Raw genomic sequence first — 17693 nt, forward strand, 5'->3', positions numbered from 1 at the left:
TCCGCTAGCGTGCGGGCATGGCTGGTTATGCCGACGACCTCTCGCTTGCTCACCTGCTGGCGGACACCGCCGACTCGATCTCGATGAGCCGGTTCCGGGCGCTCGATCTCCAGGTCGAGTCCAAGCCCGACCTCACCCCGGTCTCCGACGCCGACACCGCGGTGGAGCAGGCCATCCGGTCGACGCTGGCACGCGCCCGCCCGCGCGACGGGGTGCTGGGGGAAGAGTTCGGGCTCACCCACGCCGCCGCCGGGCCGGGCAGCCGGCGATGGGTGATCGACCCGATCGACGGGACCAAGAACTTCGTGCGCGGGGTGCCCATCTGGGGCACCCTGATCGCGCTCCTCGAGGGAGACGTCCCGGTGGCCGGGCTGGTGAGCGCGCCCGCCCTGGGCCGGCGGTGGTGGGCGGCGCGCGGGCATGGCGCGTACGCCGGGAAGCACCAGCACGCGGCCACCCGCATCCGGGTGTCGGGCGTGGGGCGGATCAGCGACGCCAGTCTGAGCTACGCCAGCCTCGACGGATGGCACCAGATCGGGCGGCTGCAGCAGATCGTCGACCTCAGCCTGGCCGTCTGGCGCAGCCGGGCCTACGGCGACTTCTACGGCTACATGCTGCTGGCCGAGGGCGCGGTGGACACGATGGTCGAGCCGGAGCTGTCGCTGTGGGACATGGCCGCGCTGATCCCGATCGTCCAGGAGGCCGGAGGCACGATCACCGACCTGGCCGGACGCGCGCCGGCCGACAAGTCGTCGGTCATCGCCACCAATGGATCGCTGCACGAAACGGTACTTACCGCGCTGTCCCGATAAACGGACATTGAGCCTGAAAAAGGTGGCTCTGTGTAACGCCCCGGGCACCCCGCGCTGAGAGTGTCCCCCGAAGCGCTGATGCGGCGCCGGGGCTGGTCTATCGTGCGTCACGTGGTGTCCTCGGGCTGGTGCTTCCTCGCCGCCATGATCCTGGCGTACGGGGTGGCTAACCTGCTGCAGTCGGCGGCCGCGGCCCGCACGACCGTGCACCACACCTTCGACCCCGGGCTGCTGGTGCGGCTCGCCGGGCAGCGGATCTATCTGCTCGGCCTCGGCTGTCAGGTGCTCGGCTTCGTGCTCGCCTTCCTGGCCCGTGAGGACCTGCCGCTCTTCCTCGTGCAGGCCAGCGTGGCGGCGGGGCTGGGCGTGACCGCCATTCTCGGCGTCGTGCTGCTCAAGTGGTCGCTGCCGGCCGCCGAGGTGGTGCTGCTGGTCCTGCTCATGATCGGCATCGCGGGTCTGGTCAACGCGGCTCAACCGGCCCACGCGCGACCGCTGGGAACGGCCGCCGTGGCCGGCCTGGCCGTCGCTGTGCTGGTCATCGCGGGGCTGGGCTTCTTCGCCGTACGCCTGCAAGGAGCCCTCGGCTCGGTCGTGCTCGGCTCGCTGGCCGGTGTCGGGTTCAGCGCGGCCGCCATCGCCGCCCGGCCGCTGGCCAACGAGCACTCCGCCGCCGGCTTCTTCGCCAACCCGCTGCTCTATCTGCTGATCGTGCACTCGCTCGTCGGCCAGCTCCTGCTGGGGCTGGCCATGCAGCGCGGCTCGACCACGGCCGCGGTCGCCGCGATGGACGCGGCGGGGGCCGTCCCGGCCGCGATCGTCGGCCTGCTGCTGCTGGGCGACCGCATCCAGCCCGGCAAGGAGTGGCTGGCCGCGCTCGGCTTCGTGGTCACCCTGGCCGCGGTGATCGGCCTGACCCGATACGCCGAACCCCAGCACCACCACGCCCCGGCCCCGCCACCACGCAGGCCCGAGCCGGCCCCGCTGCGCCCCGCCCCGACCAGCCGCTGACCTGCTGCTCGAAGCCGGGCCGGCCCGCCGCGACGACCAGCGGCTGAGCTGCCACTACCGGAACGAGGCCGTTCCCAAAAGTGGACGGAAGCAATTTCATCACTGAGTTGCATGAGTCTTCCCCCGCCGGGTACATGCTGACCAAGCCTGTCAGGAGGTTATGTCCCGTTTGATGCCGTACCGCCTTCGACGGAGGGTGGTTTCGGTCCCCACACTCGCCGGAAATGCGAAAAGGGGACACGTTATGCACAATGGAGCGATCATGGCGAGCGAGGTGCAGCACCTGGTGGATCGCGGGGCGGAGTACCCCCTGGTCCGGCTGACCGGTGTGCTCGACGCCGCGGCGGCCGGCACAGTGCGCTCCGCGCTGCTCAGCGTCCTGGCCGAGCAGCCCGAGGCGGTGCTGGTCGACGTCGGTGAGCTCGCCGTCCCGGCCCCCGATACGGCGGCCATGCTGCGCGAGATCCGCCTCGAGACGGCAGATTGGCCCGGCGCCCATCTGGCGCTGTGCGACCCCCGCGGGGCCACCGCCTGGCCCGGGGCGGGCTGGCCGGTCTGGCCGGACGCCCGGGCGGCGGTCGCCGAGCTGGGCAAACCCGACCCCGACCAGCGGCTCAGCCTCGACCTGGAGCCCGCGGTGGGCGCCGCCCGCCGCTCGCGCGAGCTGATCACCGAGGCCTGCGGGCGCTGGGACCGGCGCGATCTGGCCGGGCCGGCGTGCATCGTCGTGACCGAGCTCGTCAACAATGTGGTCGTCCACGCCCGCACCCCGATGGCCGTGCTCGTCGCGACGCACGGCAGCGGCATCAGCGTGGCGGTGCGCGACCACTCGACGCACATCCCGACCTTCACCGGCACGCCGGTGCCCGCCACCTCCTACGGCGGCCGGGGCATGCTGCTCATCGACTCGGTGTCGGCCCGGTGGGGCAACCTGCGCCTCGACGACGGCAAAGTGGTCTGGGCGCTGCTGGACGCCGAGGCGTGAACCCGGGCGTGAGGTCGCCTAGAACGAGGCGCAGAGCACGAGCATGACCGGCCCCGCACGCGGGTAGATTGCGGGGATGCGAGACAACGACTACCCCGCCGAGGTGTCCGACCCCGAGGCTTCCGGTCTGCCCGACACCGCGGATGACGATTCGACCGCGTACGACCAGGTGGAGAGCCCCCGCTGGGCGGACGGGCCCGACCCGGCGGCCCTCGCGGGTGTCGGCCCCGGCGGTTCCAACCGCTTCGGCGACACCGCCGCGGAGCAGCACGCGGGCGAGGGCCTCGACCGCCGCCTCCGTCAGGAGGAGCCCGACTTCGGCGCCGAGGACCAGATCCCGGTCCGGCACGACCCGATCGACGAGACCGTCGACAGCTCCGAGCAGCGCAACTTCGACGCCGATGTGTGGGGCGAGAGCCCGACCTCCGACCCGAAATCGCAGATCTCGCTCTACGACGACGGTCAGCTCGACGACGACAACCCCGAGACGGTGGGCCGCCTGGTGGCCACCGACGAGGGCTACGGCTTCGACAACGAGGGTGACAGCGTGGCCTACGACGCGGGCGCGGCCGGCGGCGGCGCGAGCGCCGAGGAGCTCGCCATCCACGAGACGAACGCCCCGAAATACGAGTGACCCCGCGTAGGTCGAGGCTGCGCCGGCGGATCCTGCCCGTCGGTGTCGAGGGCGTCGAAAACGGCGAGGCGGAGCCGACGTCGTTTCGCCGTCCTCGACACCGGTCTCAGGGGGCAGGATCCTCGCCGAGCGGAGCGAGGCCATTCTGCAACGCGTAGCGGGTTAGTTCTACGCGGTTGTGCAGCTGGAGCTTGCCCAGCGTGTTCTGCACGTGGTTCTGCACCGTGCGGTGGCTGAGCACGAGTCGTTCGGCGATCTGCCGGTACGACAAGCCCTTGGCCACCAGGCGCAGCACCTCGGTCTCGCGCTCGGTGAGCTTCGGCGCGTCCGCCCGCGGATCGGCCGGCTCGGTCACGGCCAGCCGGCGGAACTCGCCCAGCACCAGCCCGGCCAGCCCGGGGGTGAAGACGGTGTCACCGGCCGCCGTCCGGCTCACCGCGTCGAGGAAGTCGGTCAGGCCGGCCGACTTCAGCAGGTAGCCGGTCGCGCCGGCCTTCATCGCGTCGAGCACGTCCTGCTGCTCGCCGCTGGCCGAGAGCATCAGGACCCGTACGCCGGGGACCTCGGTCTGCAGGCCGTTGATCACCTCCACCCCGGAGACATCCGGCAGCTGGAGGTCGAGGATCACGACGTCGGGCCGGGCCGCGGCCGCGATGCGCACCGCCTGCCGCCCCTCGCCGCTCGTCGCGACCACGTCGTAACCGGCCGCGGCCAGGTCGCGGCTGACGCCCTCGCGCCACATCGGGTGGTCGTCGACCACCATCACCCGGATCGCAGCGCTCATGGCAGTCACGATATCGGGACGCGGCGCACGACCATCTCGACCTCGGTGCCCTCGCCCGGCGCGGAGATGATCCGCACCCGGCCGCCGAGGTCGGCGACCCGCCCGCGGATCGACTGGACGACGCCGAGCCGCCCCTGGGCCTCGGCCTGGGCCAGCCGGTCGGGCTCGATGCCGCAGCCGTCGTCGCGGACGGTCACGATCACCTCGTCCGGCTCGTCCTCGACGAACAGGTAGACCTTGGTGCCGGGGACGCAGTGCTTCTCCACGTTGTCCACCGCGGCGGCCACGGCGGCGCGCAGCTCGTGGGCGATGCGGGCGGGCAGCCGGACGGCGCCGGCCGGGCCCGAGACGGTCACCACCGGTGAGGCGTACGGCTCGAGCAGCGCCATCAGATCGAGCTCGTCGGCGACCGGGTCGCTCACCTGGCGAGCCGCCACCAGGCTGCGCAGCGCCGCCTCCTGTTCGCCGGCCAGCCGGGCCAGCTCTCCGGCCTCGCCGTCCAGCCCGGCGCCACGCCGTTTCACCAGCGCCAGCACCTGCAGCACGGAGTCGTGGATGTCGCGGGCCAGCCGCTCCCGCTCGCGGGTGGTCGCCTCGAGCTCGATCGCGCGCTCGAGCCGCTGCTGACCCACCTCGGCGATCCGCACCAGATTGCCCACCGCGATCGCGGCCAGCAGCATCAGCACCGCGCCGGTGAACGCCGCCTGGTCGTAGTGGGCCCGGACGATCAGATCGGTCGCCCCCATGGCCAGCGCGGCCGCGATGCCGCCACGCCGTCCGCCGGCCACCGCCCAGCAGATCACCGGCGCGACGTGCCAGGCGACCGCGAGGGTGGGCAGGCCGGCCTCCAGCCCGGACCGGCCGACCACCCAGATGCTGGCGGTCAGGACGGCGATGGTGACCAGCAGGTCGGCCACGAGCAGCGGCGGGCGGCGGCGGGCCGGATCGGCGTACGCATAGGTCGTGACCACCGTCCACGCGGCCATCAGGGCCAATGTGGGCCACGCGAGCATCGGCCGGACGTAGGCGCCGACATTGCTGACGACCAGGAACGCGGCATAGGCGAGGGCGGCCAGGCGGTAGATGGCGATGGCCCGCCACAGCGGCGCCTGGAGACCGCTGTCGCGTGCGTCGGCCATGGCCCGACCATCCCACACGACGGCACCGACCGGCGGCCCGCCCTGCGGGAAGATCAGGCGTGCCCTACGGTCGGAGTCATCGGCACCACAGTTCTGCTTTCCGAGACGTTCGACCGGAGCGCCATCACCGCGCTCCGGCACTCCGTCGCGTCCTGTGCCGGGACGGCCGGGCTGACCGGTGACCGCCTCGACGACTTCGTGGTCGCGGTCAACGAGCTGCTGACCAACGCCGTGCGCCACGGCGGTGGTGTCGGCCGGGTCCGGCTGTGGGCCGAGAACGATGCCGTGGTGTGCGAGGTGAGCGACTCCGGCGGCGGGCTGCCGGCGGTACGACCGGCGCCGGTGACGCGGCCGGCGGCCGACACGCCGGGCGGCTGGGGGCTGTGGCTGGCCGAGGAGCTGACCGACACATTCGAGCTGATCACTGGCGGCGAGGGGACCACGGTCCGGGTGTCCAGCCGCTCTTCCTTAAGCCAGCCTTAAAACTCCTCGCCGATCTTGCGAGGAGCTCTCACTTTCGTCAAGGTCTGCTGCTGTGGATGCACGGCACCGTTCGGGATCAAGACGATGGCTGATCCGCCCGCGCGCGCTGCTCGCGCTGGGCGTGGCGGGCGCCGGCCTGGTGGGCGCCATCGCCGTCACCGGGCAGGGCGACGTGGCGGTCGCGTCGGAGCACCGTCCGGTCTTCGACGACGACTTCGGCGGCGGTCGCGGTGCCGACCTCGACCCGTCGAAGTGGCTGCTCGACGGGGACGCGCGCAACGGCCGCCAGGACGGCGAGGGCCGTCTGGTGGTGGATCGGCTGATCAGCACCCGCAAGGCGTTCGCGGAGCCGTTCGGGCACGCCGAGGCGCGGATCAAGGTGCGGCGCGCGGACGGTCCGTGGCGGGCCTTCGGCGTGGTCGACAAGTACGGCCGGGTGCTGCGCGGCGATGTCGAGACGCTCGACCGGGAGGCCGACCCCACTTCGGGGCGGCAGTTCCACACGTACGCGATCGACTGGTCCCCCACCGCGGTGGTGTGGTCGGTCGACGGGCGGCCCAGCCTCAAGCTGACCCCGGCCGAGCCCGGCCTGCCGATCGCGCTGGTGCTCAACCTGGCGACCGACGGGCGGCGCCCGGCCCGCATGGTCGTCGACTTCGTGAAGGTGACGGCGGGCGCCAAGCCGATGCCCATCCCCACCACGGCGTCCCCCACCTCCGCCGGCCCCACTTCCGCCGCCCCCGCGACGACACCGCCGCCGCCACCGGTCAAGAAGCCCGCCGCGGCGGCGTGGAAGGCTTACACCGATTACGACGCCGGCGACCTGGTCACCTACAAGGGCGTGACCTACAAGGTCAAGGAAGCGCACACCGCGCTGCCCGGCTGGGAGCCCTCCGAGTTGCCCAACCTTTTCACGAAGGTGTAAGAAAAGGCCTCATCCGGGGTTCCGGAACCAGTCTCCATTGACTCAATGTGGTCAATCTTTAAAGACTGTTTTCGATACGCACCTCTTCCCCCGGAGGCACCCCCATGCGTAAGACAAGAGTCCTGCTCGCCGCGGCTCTGATCGCGGCGACCCTCACCACGAGCCTCGTAGCCGGCTCCCGCAACGACGCCGCCGAGGCCGCCGTCGGCCCGGTCGTCTGGTCGGACGAGTTCAACGGCGCGGCCGGCCCGATCGACTCCAGCAAGTGGAAGTTCGACATCGGCGGCAGCGGCTGGGGCAACAACGAGCAGCAGTACTACACCAACTCGACGAACAACGTCCGGGTCAACGGCGCGGGACAGCTCGAGATCACCGCCCGTCGCGAGAACCCGGCCGGCTACCAGTGCCACTACGGCACCTGCCAGTACACGTCGGGCCGGATCCTGACCGCGGACAAGTTCTCGCAGACGTACGGCCGCTTCGAGGCCCGCATCAAGATCCCCAAGACGCAGGGCATCTGGCCGGCGTTCTGGATGCTCGGCGGCAACAACTGGCCGACCACCGGCGAGATCGACATCATGGAGAACGTCGGCAAGGAGCCGAACACCGTCTACGGCACGGTGCACGGCCCCGGCTACTCCGGCGGCAGCTCGATCGGCGGCAACCGCACCATCGGCACCCCGCTCGGCAACGACTTCCACAACTACGCGGTGGAGTGGTCGCCCAACCTGATCGTCTGGTTCCTCGACGGCTCGGAGTTCTTCCGTGTGACGCCGGCCAGCCTCGGCGGGCGGCAGTGGGTCTTCGACCACAACCACTTCATGATCCTGAACGTGGCGGTCGGCGGTTACTGGCCCGGCTATCCGGACGGCAGCACCGTTCTGCCGCAGTCCATGCTGGTCGACTGGGTGCGCGTCTCCTCGTGGACCGACGGCGGCACCACCCCGCCGCCCGCGGGCGGATCGGCTCTGCGCAGCAATTTCAGCAACCGGTGCATCGACATCCCCGGAGCCAACCCGGTCGACGGGGCACGGCTTCAGATGTACGACTGCAACGGCACCGCGGCTCAGTCGTGGAGCTTCAACGGTGACGGCACGCTGCGCTCGATGGGCAAGTGCATGGACCCGGCCGGTGGCGCGCTGACCAACGGCACGCCGATCCAGCTGGTCACCTGCAACGGCAACCCGGTGCAACGGTTCACCCTGTCGGGGGCCGGCGACCTGGTCAACATCTCGGCCGACAAGTGCGTCGACATCAACGCCTGGAACAGCGCGAACGGCGCTCAGCTCGTGCTCTGGGACTGCACTGGCGGCGCCAACCAGAAGTGGGTCCGCGCCTGACACCGGTGGGCTGATCCGGGGCCCGGGTCAGCCCGTCAGGCGGTACGAGTCGCCGTAGACCTGCCAGGTCAGCGGCGCGGTCAGGTCGAGGTTGCTGCGGCGCAGGAACAGGCGCTGGGCGGTCTCGACCCGGCTGACGTCGGTGTGGGCCGCCTCGGTGCGCATCTCGGCCACGCGGGCGTTGAGGAAGGCATTCAGGTAGGTGAGCTCGTCGCCGCCCTGGGCCGGCGTTTTCGCCGTACGCAGGGTGGCGGCCCGGATCGCCCGGAGCCCCGAGACGCCGTGCATGACAGCCGCGTCGAAATAGGCGAACTGGCCCAGCGCCCGCAGGCCGTCGTCGCGGGCGATGCGCATGGACGGGTTGAAGTAGTACGCGTCCCGCGCGTCCTCCTGCACCTTCTGGAAGACCGGGTCCTTGGCCGCCGCCCGCCACGCCGCCGGATAGCCCGGGTCGAGCCCGGCGTGCGAGTCGGAACCGTTCACCGCACGCAGCGCGGGCAGGTATCTCTGCAGCACATTGCCGGGCTTGCGCTTCGCGTACGCGGTGACGACGGCCAGCATGTCGGCCGTGCCCGAGGTGAAGCCGACGACTCCGCCCGTGTAGCCGCGGCCGTCGCCGATGTCCTCGATATAGCCGAACTGCCCGCGCCAGCCGAGCGTCGAGTTCTCCGCGCTCGACACCAGCGACAGCGCCCGTTCCTTCTTGCGGCGGTCCTCCAGCCCCGAGGCCGGCGAGCCGGTCGCCGGCGCGGTCACCGGCAGCGCCTTGGACGCCGGACCCCAGACACGCACGTCGGCCAGCGCATAGCCGCCGGTCGGGCGGGCCCGCTGGGTGGCCAGCACCCGCAGGTAACGGCCGGTGCCGTTGAGCTGCTTGAGGTCGTCCGCGCCGCCGTTACCGGCGCTGGTCGCATAGAGGCCGGCCCAGTTGGAGCCGTCGATCGAGGCCTGCACGCGATAGGTCTTCGCGTAGGTGCCCGACCACTGCAGCCGCACCCGCTCGATGCGCTGGGCCGAACCGAGGTCGACCCGCACCCACTGGGTGCCCGGCCCGGCGACGCTGGCCCAGCGGGTGACTGTGCTGGCGTCGTTGGCCCGGGCCGCCACGTCGCTGCCGGTCACCGAGGACGCCACCGCTGGGCGGCCCCGGCTGATCAGCACCGTGGTGTTGCCGGAGGCGGCCACCGAAATGGCCAGCGGGACGCACAGCACGACCCCCACCCCACCGGCCAGCGCGAGCGTCCGGACGTTGTTCGCACGGATCCGCATCCCTCAACGCTAGGTCGGACCCCGGCAAGATCACCGGGATTCGGCCGGACTCAGGGCTGGCGGGGATCCTTGGGCTTCCTGCGGTTACGCAGGATCAGCACGATGACCAGCACGATCGCGGCCACCACGAAGAGACAACAGAGACCGCCGAAAAGACCGAAGAAGCCGAACCCGCCACGACGCCGGCGGGACCGCGCCGCCTCGATCATCACGGTGTCCAGGCCATTGCTCGCGGCCCAGGCGTGCACCGGCACGACCAGCGCGAGCGTCGCCCCGGTCACCGCCGCGGCCAGACGCGACCAGAACTTCACTACTGCAGACATGTGTTCCATCTTGACCGATTGCCGCAAGAGGTGCTCTCGCGACTACCCCTCATCGAGAGGTTCTCCCGCGACTACCCCCTCATCAGGCAGGGTAGAAGGCAACGGCAGCGAGGAGAGGGGATCGGATGGACGCCGACCTGACGGCATTGGCGACGGCACACGGGGTGGCCACGTGGTATGAGGACTGGCACCGCGAGCGCAAGGACGTCGCCGACGCGTCGGTGGTGGGTGTGCTGGGCCTGCTCGGCGTGGACGCGACGACGCCCGAGGCGATCCGGGCCGGGCTCGAGGCCGTCCGCGAGCGGGACCGGCTGGGCCGCATGCCCGGCACCGTGGTCGTCCGAGCCGGCGAGACCCGGGAGCTGCCCGGGCCGGCCACCATCGTGCTCGAGGACGGCACCGAGCGCGAGGGCGACCAGGTGCCCGGTGACCTGCCGCTCGGCTGGCACCGGCTGCACACCGCCGATCAGGAGGTCACCCTGGTCGTGGTGCCCGGCGAGCTGCCCGAGCCGCCGCAGACCTGGGGCTGGATGCTCCAGCTGTACGCGTTGCACTCGGCCCGCTCGTGGGGCATGGGCGACCTCGGGGATCTGCGCGAGTTCCTGGGCAATTCCGGTGGCCCGGGGCTGGTGCTGCTCAACCCACTGCACGCGATCACCCCGACACTGCCGGTGCCGGCGTCGCCCTATTCGCCGTCCAGCCGCCGTTTCGCCAATCCGCTCTATCTGCGGATCGCCGACACCGAGGAGTATCGCCGGGCCGATCCCCCGCTGCGAGCCTCGGTCGACGCGCTCAAGCCGGTCCCGACGGCCGACGGGCTGATCGACTACTCCGCGGTGTGGCAGGCCAAGCGGGCCGCCCTCGAGCTGTTGTGGCCGCTGGCCGGCGAGGTCGACCTCGAGAGCGATCCCGGCCTGACCGACTACGCCCGGTTCTGCGCACTGGCCGAGCGGCACGGCGCCAACTGGCAGGAGTGGCCCGAGGAGCTGCGCCGGCCCGACTCCCCCGCGGTCCGCGAGTTCCACAGCGACCGCGTCGCCTTCCACGCCTGGCTCCAGCGCCTGCTGAACAAGCAGCTGGGGGAGGTCAACGACGCGGCCCGGGCGAGCGGCATGCCGGTCGGCGTGGTGCACGACCTGGCGGTCGGGATCGACCCGGCCGGGGCCGACGGCTGGCTGCTGCAGGACGTGCTGGCCGCGGGGGTACACGCGGGCGCCCCGCCGGACGCGTTCAACCAGCTCGGTCAGGACTGGGGACTGGCCGCGTGGCGACCGGACCAGCTGATCGCCACCGGGTACGCGGCCTACCGCGACATGCTCCGGCGGATCTTCCGGCACGCCGGCGGTCTGCGCGTCGATCATGTGGCTGGGCTGTGGCGGCTGTGGTGGGTGCCGCCGGGCATGGGTCCGGCCGAGGGGACCTACGTGCACTACGACCCCGAGGCGATGCTCGGCATCCTGGCCCTCGAGGCCCAGCGGGCCGGGGCCGTGGTGATCGGCGAGGACCTCGGCACGGTGCTGCCCGAGATGACCGAGGGCCTGGAGCAGCGCAACATGCTCGGCTCGGCGGTGCTCTGGTTCACCCGCGACTGGGACGACCCGGAGGACGTCTTCTATCCGCCCGCCGACTACAAGCGCAACGCGCTGGCCTCGATCTCGACGCACGATCTGCCGACCGCGGCCGGTTTCCTGACCGGCGAGCAGGTGCGGGTCCGCGCCGAGCTGGGTCAGCTGGCCGGGCCGGTCGAGCAGGAGCGGCGCAACGCCGAGCGCGACCGCGACCAGTTGCTCAAGGCGCTGCGAGCCGAGGGACTGGTCGACGAGGACAGCTCGATCGACGACATCATCCTGGCGATGCACGAGTTCCTGGCCCGGACGCCGTGCCGTTTTGTCACCGCGTCGCTTTATGACGTGCTGGGAGAGCTCGCGCAGCCCAATCTTCCGGGCACTATGGACGAGTACCCGAACTGGCGGATGCCGTTGTCCGCCGGTCTCGAGGAGATCGCCGACGATCCGCGGGTCCACGCGGTCGCGGCGATCCTGAGCCAGCGGAAGACCGCCCAGCGAAAGGCACCCCGATGAGCTTCCTCAACAAGGCCAAGGACTTCCTCGACAAGCACGACAAGCAGGTGGATCAGGCGCTCGACAAGATCGGCGACGAGGTCGACAAGCGCACCGGCCACAAGCACACCTCGAAGATCGACAAGGCGGTCGACGAGGCCCAGAAACGCACCGGTCAGGGCGACACGACCCGTCCCTGACGTTTCCGGCGGCCGTGGCCGGGAACCCCTCTCTTGTTTCCCCCAGCACATCGGAGGAGTTGAGATGGGTTTCATGGACAAGGCCAAGGACTTCGCCGACAAGCACGACGAGCAGGTCGACCAGGGCATCGAGAAGGCCGGCGACCAGGTGGACCAGCGCACCGGCAACAAGTACGACTCGCAGGTCGACAAGGCGCAGGACGCCGCTCAGCAGCGCACCGGCACGGGCGACACCCAGCAGCAGTGACGCCGGCCGCCACCCCGCCGCTCAGTTCGAGAGCGGCGGGGGCGGCGGATCGTCGTCGACGGCGTAGAGCATCGGGTGTGGCGGCAGATAGGCGTCGCGCTGCTTGCACAGCATCGGCGGCAACAGCGACGAGCGGTGCTCCGGGTGCTCGGCGCAGTGCCGGGTGGCCCGGTTGATCGCGTCGGAGTGGTGCCGGCCACCGCCGTACTCGCCGCAGTTGGCACAGTCCCAGCGCCAGAACGCCGGACCGTCCTCGGCGAGGAACCGCCGGATCTTGAGCGGCGGGCCGGCTTCTTCCTGGGCGGCGGCCAGGATCGCGGGCATGTCATCGGCCATCGGCGGCGTCATCGGACGGCGCGACTGGTCGGCGATCAGATGCGCCAATACGTTGCTCGTGGACACCCGAACAGTCTCCGGCGGCCGACCAGCCGAAATGTGACGCTTTTACCGAAATAACCCCAACGAGGCCGGCCGCATGCCCGGGAAGACCGCCGCGGTGTCGCTTACCCCGCAGCGTGTCCGCAGGGTCTCGGCGATCACCGAACGGTAATCGGTGGTGACCGCCAGATCCCCACCGACCAGCTTGGCCGGCACCAGCCCGGGCCAGCGCCCGTGCACCCGGCCGCCGTTCACGTGACCGCCGAGCAGGAACATCGCGTTGCCGTAGCCGTGGTCGAGCCCACCCGACCCGTTCTCGGCCACCCGCCGCCCGAACTCGCTGATCGTGACCAGCGTGACCCGGCCCAGACCGTCCGGCCCGAGATCGGTGGCGAAGGCGGCCAGCGCCGCGGCGAAGTCGGCCAGCTGCACGGGCATCTTGCGGCCCAGGTTCTCGTGCATGTCCCAGTCGCCCACGTCGACCGTCGCGGTCATCAAAGAAACGTCCGACTTGATCAGCCGGGCCACGTCGCGCAGCGCCTTGCCGAGCTCGGTGTCCGGATAGGCCGCACCGTTGGCGGGGGTGTAGCCGGCCGCCTGCAGGCCGCTGGCCGTGCCGAGGGCGCCGAGCAGCTGGGACGCGGTGCCGCCGAGCGCGGCGGGCGCGTCCGCATAGAGCGCGGCCATCGTGGCCGCGATCGGCTTGGCGTCGGACTCGCCGTTGAGCACGAACGCGTCGACCGAGCTCAGCCCGACGTTGGGGGCCGGGCCGTCGAGCACCCGGGCCGGGCGGGCCTGGCCGACCGAGACCGCGTTGAAGGGGTCGGTGCCGCCCAGACCGCCGACCATGCGGTCGAGCCACCCGGTCCTCGTCGAGGTGCCGGGCGCGGCCCGCTCGAGTTCCTCCATGGCGGCGAAGTGCGAGCGGTTCGGCGCCGGCAGGCCCACGGCGTGCACCGCGCCCAGGTGGCCGGACTTCCAGAACGGCAGCAGCGGCGCGAGCGCGGGGTGCAGCCCGAAGTAGCGGTCACCACCGATCAGCCGGGCCTTGGGCACGGCGATGCCGGGACGCGCTTTGTAGTACGCGGCGTCACCGGCCGGCACCACGGCCGAGAGACCGTCGAATCCGCCCCGCAGCGAGAGCAGGACGAGGACGTCGCCGTCGTGGGTGCGGTCGGCGGCGAAGGCCAGCTTGGTCGACAGCAGGGCGCCGGTCAGGCCGGCCAGGGCGCCGCCGAGCAGGGTCCGTCGCTTGCAGTCACAGTTGAGCATCGTCACCTCAGGGCGAAGGACGGCGAGTTGAGCAGCATCGCCATCAGGTAGGGGAACTTCCAGCCGACCGCCGGGTCGGTCGGCTTGAGCGGGGCGGACGCGGTCTTGTCGAAGAAGCGGGCCAGCGCCTCGACCGACGAGCGGGGAAGGGTGCCGCCGATCAGCCGCCTCGACACCGCGTCGATCAAGGCGCCGTGGGTGGCCGGCAACGGCCCGGCGAACTCCTGGACCAGTGAATCGGGGCGCACGAGGGTGGTCGGCCACCAGCCGGCGGCCAGGCTCAGATGCAGGTTCCAGCGCACCAGCAGGCTCGACGTCGACGCCCAGGCGCTCGCCACGTCCGGGTAGCCGTTCGGCGGCGCCCAGGCCAGCGGTGCCTGGCCGGCGTTGCGGCACATCGAGTACAGGCTCTCGATGGCCGCGGTGCCGGTCGGCTCGGGGCCCAGACCCAGGATGCGCACCGTCGCCACGACGTCCTCGAACGGTGTCCGCGTCTTGGCGCCGAGCGACTCCGCGAACTCGGGCGAGGTGAACAGGGCCCGCAGCACGGGGACGATCGCCGTGCGGTTGTCGAGGTAGACCTTGACCAGCCGGGTGATCAGGCCGGCGGGCGGCTGGTCGGCGACGAACCGTACGCAGAGCTTGGTCACGACGCGGCGGGCGGTCGCGGTGTGCATGGCCAGGTAGTCGAGCAGCGCCAGCGACGCCTTCTCGCCGCCGGCCGCGGTCGCGTTGGCGTGGCGGAAGCCGAGGACCTTCACCGCGCCGGCCGCGTGCTTCTTCCCGTCGTACAGGTAATAGCCGGTGTCGCTGACGGTGAGCCCGGTGAGCAGGCGGGCGGCGTTCTTGACGTCCGCCTCGGTGTAGGCCAGCCCGACGGTGTGCAGTTCGAGCAGCTCGCGCCCGTAGTTCTCGTTCGGCGCGGCCCTGGTCGACCAGCGGTTGTCCAGATAGGTGAGCATCGCCGGGTGCCGGGCCGAGGCCTTCAGCAGGTCGGCGAAGCGGCCCAGGGCGTATCGGCGGATCACGTTGTGGTCGTAGTCGGCCCGGCTCTGCCACACGTCACCGGTCGGGCAGGTGACGTTGAGGTGGTTCGACCAGAAGCCGGCCATCACCTCGAACAGCTGCCGCTCACTCCAGACGGCGCGGGCCACCGTGGCCTGGCTGACCTGCCACATCGGCTTCCAGTCGTACTTCTTCAGCCGGCCGGTGGCGATCTTCTGCCGTACGCCGGAGATCGTGGTCCGGGCGTGCGGGAACCGGGAGTCGAGCTCGGCGCCGACCGGGTCGGCGATCGTGGACGGCTGAAGCTGGCGCTCGAGCCAGGCCGGGGCGCCCAGCCGCCGGATCTCGGCGATCGAGGCCGGCGAGGGCCCGAAGGTCGCCCGGCGCAGCAGGTGCAGCAGCGGGTCGGCGGGCAAAAGGTCAGACGGGGTCACACCGTCGAAGTCGGCCGGGACCCGCACCGGCGTCGCGGTTCCGCCGCGAAGCTCCCGGATCGCACCCGGGGATACTGGTGATGTGGCGCAGCGCAGAAGGTCCGGACAGGTCGAGACGGTCGGCTCAGGGGTGGCCGAGTTGCAGCCCGACCCCGACCGCGACACGGCGTACACGCTGCTGCTCGACGGCGCGCCGCAGTCCCACGTCGACCTGGCCGACCCGACCCACCTGCAATTCGAGTACGTGCGCCGGATGGCCGCCGCGATCGACCTGCTGGCCCCGCCCGGGCAGCCCCTGCGCGCGCTGCACCTGGGCGGCGGGGCGCTGACGATCCCGCGCTACATCGCCACCACCCGGTCCGGCTCGGCGCAGCGCGTGATCGAGATCGACGGCCCGCTGATCGAGTTCGTGCGCCGGGCTCTGCCGCTTCCGGCCAAGGCCAACATCCGGGTACGCGTGGCGGACGCGCGGGCCGCGGTCGAGGGCATGCGCGACGCCGGGTACGACCTGATCGTGCTCGACGTCTTCGCCGGCGCGCGCACCCCGGCCCACCTCACCTCGGTCGAGTTCGCCCACGAGGTGGCCCGGGTGCTCGACCCGGCCGGGCACCTGATCGTCAACATCACCGACGGGCCGCCGCTGCGCCATGCCAAGGCCCAGGTCGCCACGATCCGGGCCGCGCTGCCCGAGGCCTGCCTGATCGCCGACGCGTCGGTGCTGCGCGGCCGCCGCTTCGGCAACCTGGTGGTCATCGCCGGTCGCACCCCGCCGCCGGTGGCCGGGCTGACCCGCCGGGCCGCCGGTGACTGGTTTCCGGGGCGGCTCGAGACCGACCTCGACCGTTTTGCCGGCGGGGCGGCGCCCGTCACGGACAGTGTTGCTGTCGCCTCGCCAACTCCTCCGGCGGCTCTGTTCGGTAACCGTACGTAACAGATCGTCGACCGAAGAGGCAAGTATTTCCGGCCTGTCGTGTTGCCGTCAGGAAATCTCGTGTGATTCGCGCTTGCCGACTTGTTTGCATCCGTGCACGCAGCTGTAATCGGTAGGCCGCGTGTGTCCCGGGCGCGGCGCGCACTGGGGGGAAGTACGCATGTCCGAGCAGAACTACGCGCGCGACGCGGACTTATCCGCGCCGCCCTTCGTGCTGGGCGCCGACGAGCGGGCACTCTGGAGCGGCCATTGTGCCGTGGCCGAGTACGCCTTCGACGAGCCGGCCTCGCTTCCGCGCTGGACCCTGCCCGAGGAGACCGAGGTCGTCGTCACCGACCAGCGTGTCCTCTATCGCGGACCCGGCGCCCCCGACAGCGGCGAACTGCGCTGGCCCTGGCCGCAGCACCTGCGCGTGCAGCCCGGCAGCCGCGACACCGGCCGGCAGGCCACCGTCACCCAGATCCAGCTCGTCTGCGCCGGCCCGGGTGGCAGCTTCCCCGCGCTGGTCTTCGCGGGCGGTGAGCTCGAGGCGGTGCGCGACGCCGACCGGTTCGCCAACACGTTGCGCCAGGCCATCGCGCGCTACCGGGTGGAGAACGCGTCCCAGCTCGGCATCCCGGCGCCCCAGGTGCGCATGCTGTCCCGGCTCGTGATCGGTCCGGAGTTCAGCAACTACCAGGGTGGCGAGGGGCAGACCGTCTCGCTGATCGGCGCCGTGTCGGTCGATTCGTATGCGGCACCCGCGCACGCTGCCGCCCCCGGTTACGCACCGGTCATCGACACGCTGGACGAGCCGGTCGTGGTCGCGCCCCCGGCCTTCGAAGCGCCTGTCGTCGCCGCCCGGCCGGCCTTCGAGCCGCCTGTCGTCGCCGCCCAGCCGCCTGTCATCGCCGCCCAGCCGCCTGTCGTCGCCGCCCAGCCAGCCTTCGAGCTGCCCGTCGTCGCCGGTTCTGAGCAGCCGGTGGGCCGCTCCTACGAGCGCACCGCGCGCATCCCGGTCACGCCGCAGCGCGAGACCTGGTCGGCCCGGCCGGCTGACGCCGGCACCCTGAACGGGCACCCCGACCTCGACGCCCGCGCCGCCGACCTGGCCGCCCGGGTGGCCAGTCTGGTCGCCGGGGGCGACGCCCCGCTCGGCGGCCGCCCGGTCGATCCGGACAATCAAGCCAATCTCTCTGCCTATCTCGACGTCCCGCCGGCCACCGCTCCCCGGCCGCGGGACGCCTCGGACGACGGGGTCGACGAGTCCAGCGGCCGGGCCGAATCGGTCCGCCGCACCGCTGCCCGGTTCGCCGGCAACGCGGCCCGTGGGCGCGGGAGTGCCCCGCGCTACGACGGCGAAGTGGGCAGCAGCGGGCGGGGCAGCCACCGCCAGGGCTGAAGTCGACCGGGCCGTCTCGGGGCGGCCCGGTCTTCCGCTGCTTGCCTTACTGCTGCTCGGCGCTCTTCAAGGGTGACTTG

General features: G+C 71.6%; 19 protein-coding genes. 12 read left to right on the top strand and 7 right to left on the bottom strand.

The genetic code is table 11. The annotated features are described in order from the left end of the window. Window positions 1–17: 17 nt before the first annotated feature. From hisN to NAG42_RS02445, 4 genes are all read left to right on the top strand, one after another. A complete protein-coding gene (gene hisN, locus NAG42_RS02430) occupies window positions 18–812 on the top strand; it encodes a histidinol-phosphatase (protein WP_250027550.1) in 795 nt (264 codons plus the stop codon). A 111-nt stretch (window positions 813–923) separates the two neighbouring features. Then, window positions 924–1823 (top strand): hypothetical protein, encoded by a 900-nt coding sequence (locus NAG42_RS02435; protein ID WP_250027551.1) that lies wholly within the window; start codon window positions 924–926, stop codon window positions 1821–1823. A gap of 262 nt (window positions 1824–2085) precedes the next feature. Further along, window positions 2086–2808 (top strand): anti-anti-sigma factor, encoded by a 723-nt coding sequence (locus NAG42_RS02440; RefSeq protein ID WP_250027552.1) that lies wholly within the window; start codon window positions 2086–2088, stop codon window positions 2806–2808. A 76-nt stretch (window positions 2809–2884) separates the two neighbouring features. Then, window positions 2885–3442, top strand: coding sequence for a DUF5709 domain-containing protein (locus NAG42_RS02445; protein ID WP_250027553.1), 558 nt, complete (start codon window positions 2885–2887; stop codon window positions 3440–3442). A 106-nt stretch (window positions 3443–3548) separates the two neighbouring features. Here NAG42_RS02445 and NAG42_RS02450 read toward each other — a convergent pair whose 3' ends face one another. Both NAG42_RS02450 and macS read right to left on the bottom strand, forming a co-directional pair. Continuing rightward, the gene (locus NAG42_RS02450; RefSeq protein WP_250027554.1) at window positions 3549–4226 is read right to left on the bottom strand and encodes a response regulator; all 678 of its coding nucleotides are present in this window, start codon (window positions 4224–4226) and stop codon (window positions 3549–3551) included. A 5-nt stretch (window positions 4227–4231) separates the two neighbouring features. Continuing rightward, window positions 4232–5365, bottom strand: coding sequence for a MacS family sensor histidine kinase (macS, locus tag NAG42_RS02455; RefSeq protein ID WP_250027555.1), 1134 nt, complete (start codon window positions 5363–5365; stop codon window positions 4232–4234). Window positions 5366–5407: 42 nt separating this feature from the next. Here macS and NAG42_RS02460 point away from each other — a divergent pair, with 42 nt between their 5' ends. The 3 genes from NAG42_RS02460 (at window position 5408) to NAG42_RS02470 (ending at window position 8113) form a co-directional block, all read left to right on the top strand. Further along, window positions 5408–5848 carry an ATP-binding protein gene (locus tag NAG42_RS02460; protein WP_250028324.1) on the top strand — a complete coding sequence of 147 codons (441 nt, stop codon included), beginning with the start codon at window positions 5408–5410 and terminating at the stop codon, window positions 5846–5848. A 52-nt stretch (window positions 5849–5900) separates the two neighbouring features. Then, entirely contained in the window at window positions 5901–6773 is an 873-nt protein-coding gene (locus NAG42_RS02465) for a carbohydrate-binding protein (RefSeq protein WP_250027556.1), read from the top strand. A 104-nt stretch (window positions 6774–6877) separates the two neighbouring features. Next, window positions 6878–8113: a family 16 glycosylhydrolase gene (locus tag NAG42_RS02470; protein WP_250027557.1), complete on the top strand. Its 1236-nt coding sequence runs from the start codon at window positions 6878–6880 to the stop codon at window positions 8111–8113. A 27-nt stretch (window positions 8114–8140) separates the two neighbouring features. Here NAG42_RS02470 and NAG42_RS43880 read toward each other — a convergent pair whose 3' ends face one another. Then, the gene (locus NAG42_RS43880) at window positions 8141–9382 is read right to left on the bottom strand and encodes a chitosanase (RefSeq protein ID WP_284044687.1); all 1242 of its coding nucleotides are present in this window, start codon (window positions 9380–9382) and stop codon (window positions 8141–8143) included. A 50-nt stretch (window positions 9383–9432) separates the two neighbouring features. Continuing rightward, window positions 9433–9705: a hypothetical protein gene (locus NAG42_RS02485; RefSeq protein WP_250027558.1), complete on the bottom strand. Its 273-nt coding sequence runs from the start codon at window positions 9703–9705 to the stop codon at window positions 9433–9435. A 125-nt stretch (window positions 9706–9830) separates the two neighbouring features. Between NAG42_RS02485 and malQ the strand changes: the two genes are divergently transcribed. The 3 genes from malQ to NAG42_RS02500 all read left to right on the top strand — a co-directional run bounded on the left by malQ (window position 9831) and on the right by NAG42_RS02500 (window position 12212). Continuing rightward, entirely contained in the window at window positions 9831–11786 is a 1956-nt protein-coding gene (gene malQ / locus NAG42_RS02490) for a 4-alpha-glucanotransferase (RefSeq protein ID WP_250027559.1), read from the top strand. After that, complete coding sequence (locus NAG42_RS02495) at window positions 11783–11965, top strand: antitoxin (RefSeq protein WP_250027560.1); 183 nt, start codon at window positions 11783–11785, stop codon at window positions 11963–11965. The genes malQ and NAG42_RS02495 overlap by 4 nt, the downstream gene beginning before the upstream one ends. Before the next feature lie 64 nt (window positions 11966–12029). Then, window positions 12030–12212, top strand: a complete 183-nt coding sequence (locus tag NAG42_RS02500) for an antitoxin (RefSeq protein ID WP_250027561.1) — start codon at window positions 12030–12032, stop codon at window positions 12210–12212. Window positions 12213–12233: 21 nt separating this feature from the next. Here the strand turns inward: NAG42_RS02500 and NAG42_RS02505 are convergent, their stop codons facing one another. From NAG42_RS02505 to NAG42_RS02515, 3 genes are read right to left on the bottom strand one after another with little or no spacing between them, the layout of a single operon-like run. Next, window positions 12234–12614, bottom strand: a complete 381-nt coding sequence (locus NAG42_RS02505) for a hypothetical protein (protein WP_250027562.1) — start codon at window positions 12612–12614, stop codon at window positions 12234–12236. A 42-nt stretch (window positions 12615–12656) separates the two neighbouring features. Next, a complete protein-coding gene (locus NAG42_RS02510; RefSeq protein WP_250028327.1) occupies window positions 12657–13862 on the bottom strand; it encodes a DUF1501 domain-containing protein in 1206 nt (401 codons plus the stop codon). 2 nt (window positions 13863–13864) lie between these two features. Continuing rightward, window positions 13865–15301 carry a DUF1800 domain-containing protein gene (locus tag NAG42_RS02515; protein ID WP_250027563.1) on the bottom strand — a complete coding sequence of 479 codons (1437 nt, stop codon included), beginning with the start codon at window positions 15299–15301 and terminating at the stop codon, window positions 13865–13867. An 82-nt stretch (window positions 15302–15383) separates the two neighbouring features. Here NAG42_RS02515 and NAG42_RS02520 point away from each other — a divergent pair, with 82 nt between their 5' ends. Both NAG42_RS02520 and NAG42_RS02525 read left to right on the top strand, forming a co-directional pair. Further along, the gene (locus tag NAG42_RS02520; protein WP_250027564.1) at window positions 15384–16232 is read left to right on the top strand and encodes a spermidine synthase; all 849 of its coding nucleotides are present in this window, start codon (window positions 15384–15386) and stop codon (window positions 16230–16232) included. A 160-nt stretch (window positions 16233–16392) separates the two neighbouring features. Continuing rightward, a complete protein-coding gene (locus NAG42_RS02525) occupies window positions 16393–17613 on the top strand; it encodes a translation initiation factor 2 (protein WP_250027565.1) in 1221 nt (406 codons plus the stop codon). Window positions 17614–17693: the final 80 nt, after the last annotated feature.

Source organism: Paractinoplanes maris, from assembly GCF_023544465.1.
Classification (GTDB): Bacteria; Actinomycetota; Actinomycetes; order Mycobacteriales; family Micromonosporaceae; genus Actinoplanes; species Actinoplanes maris.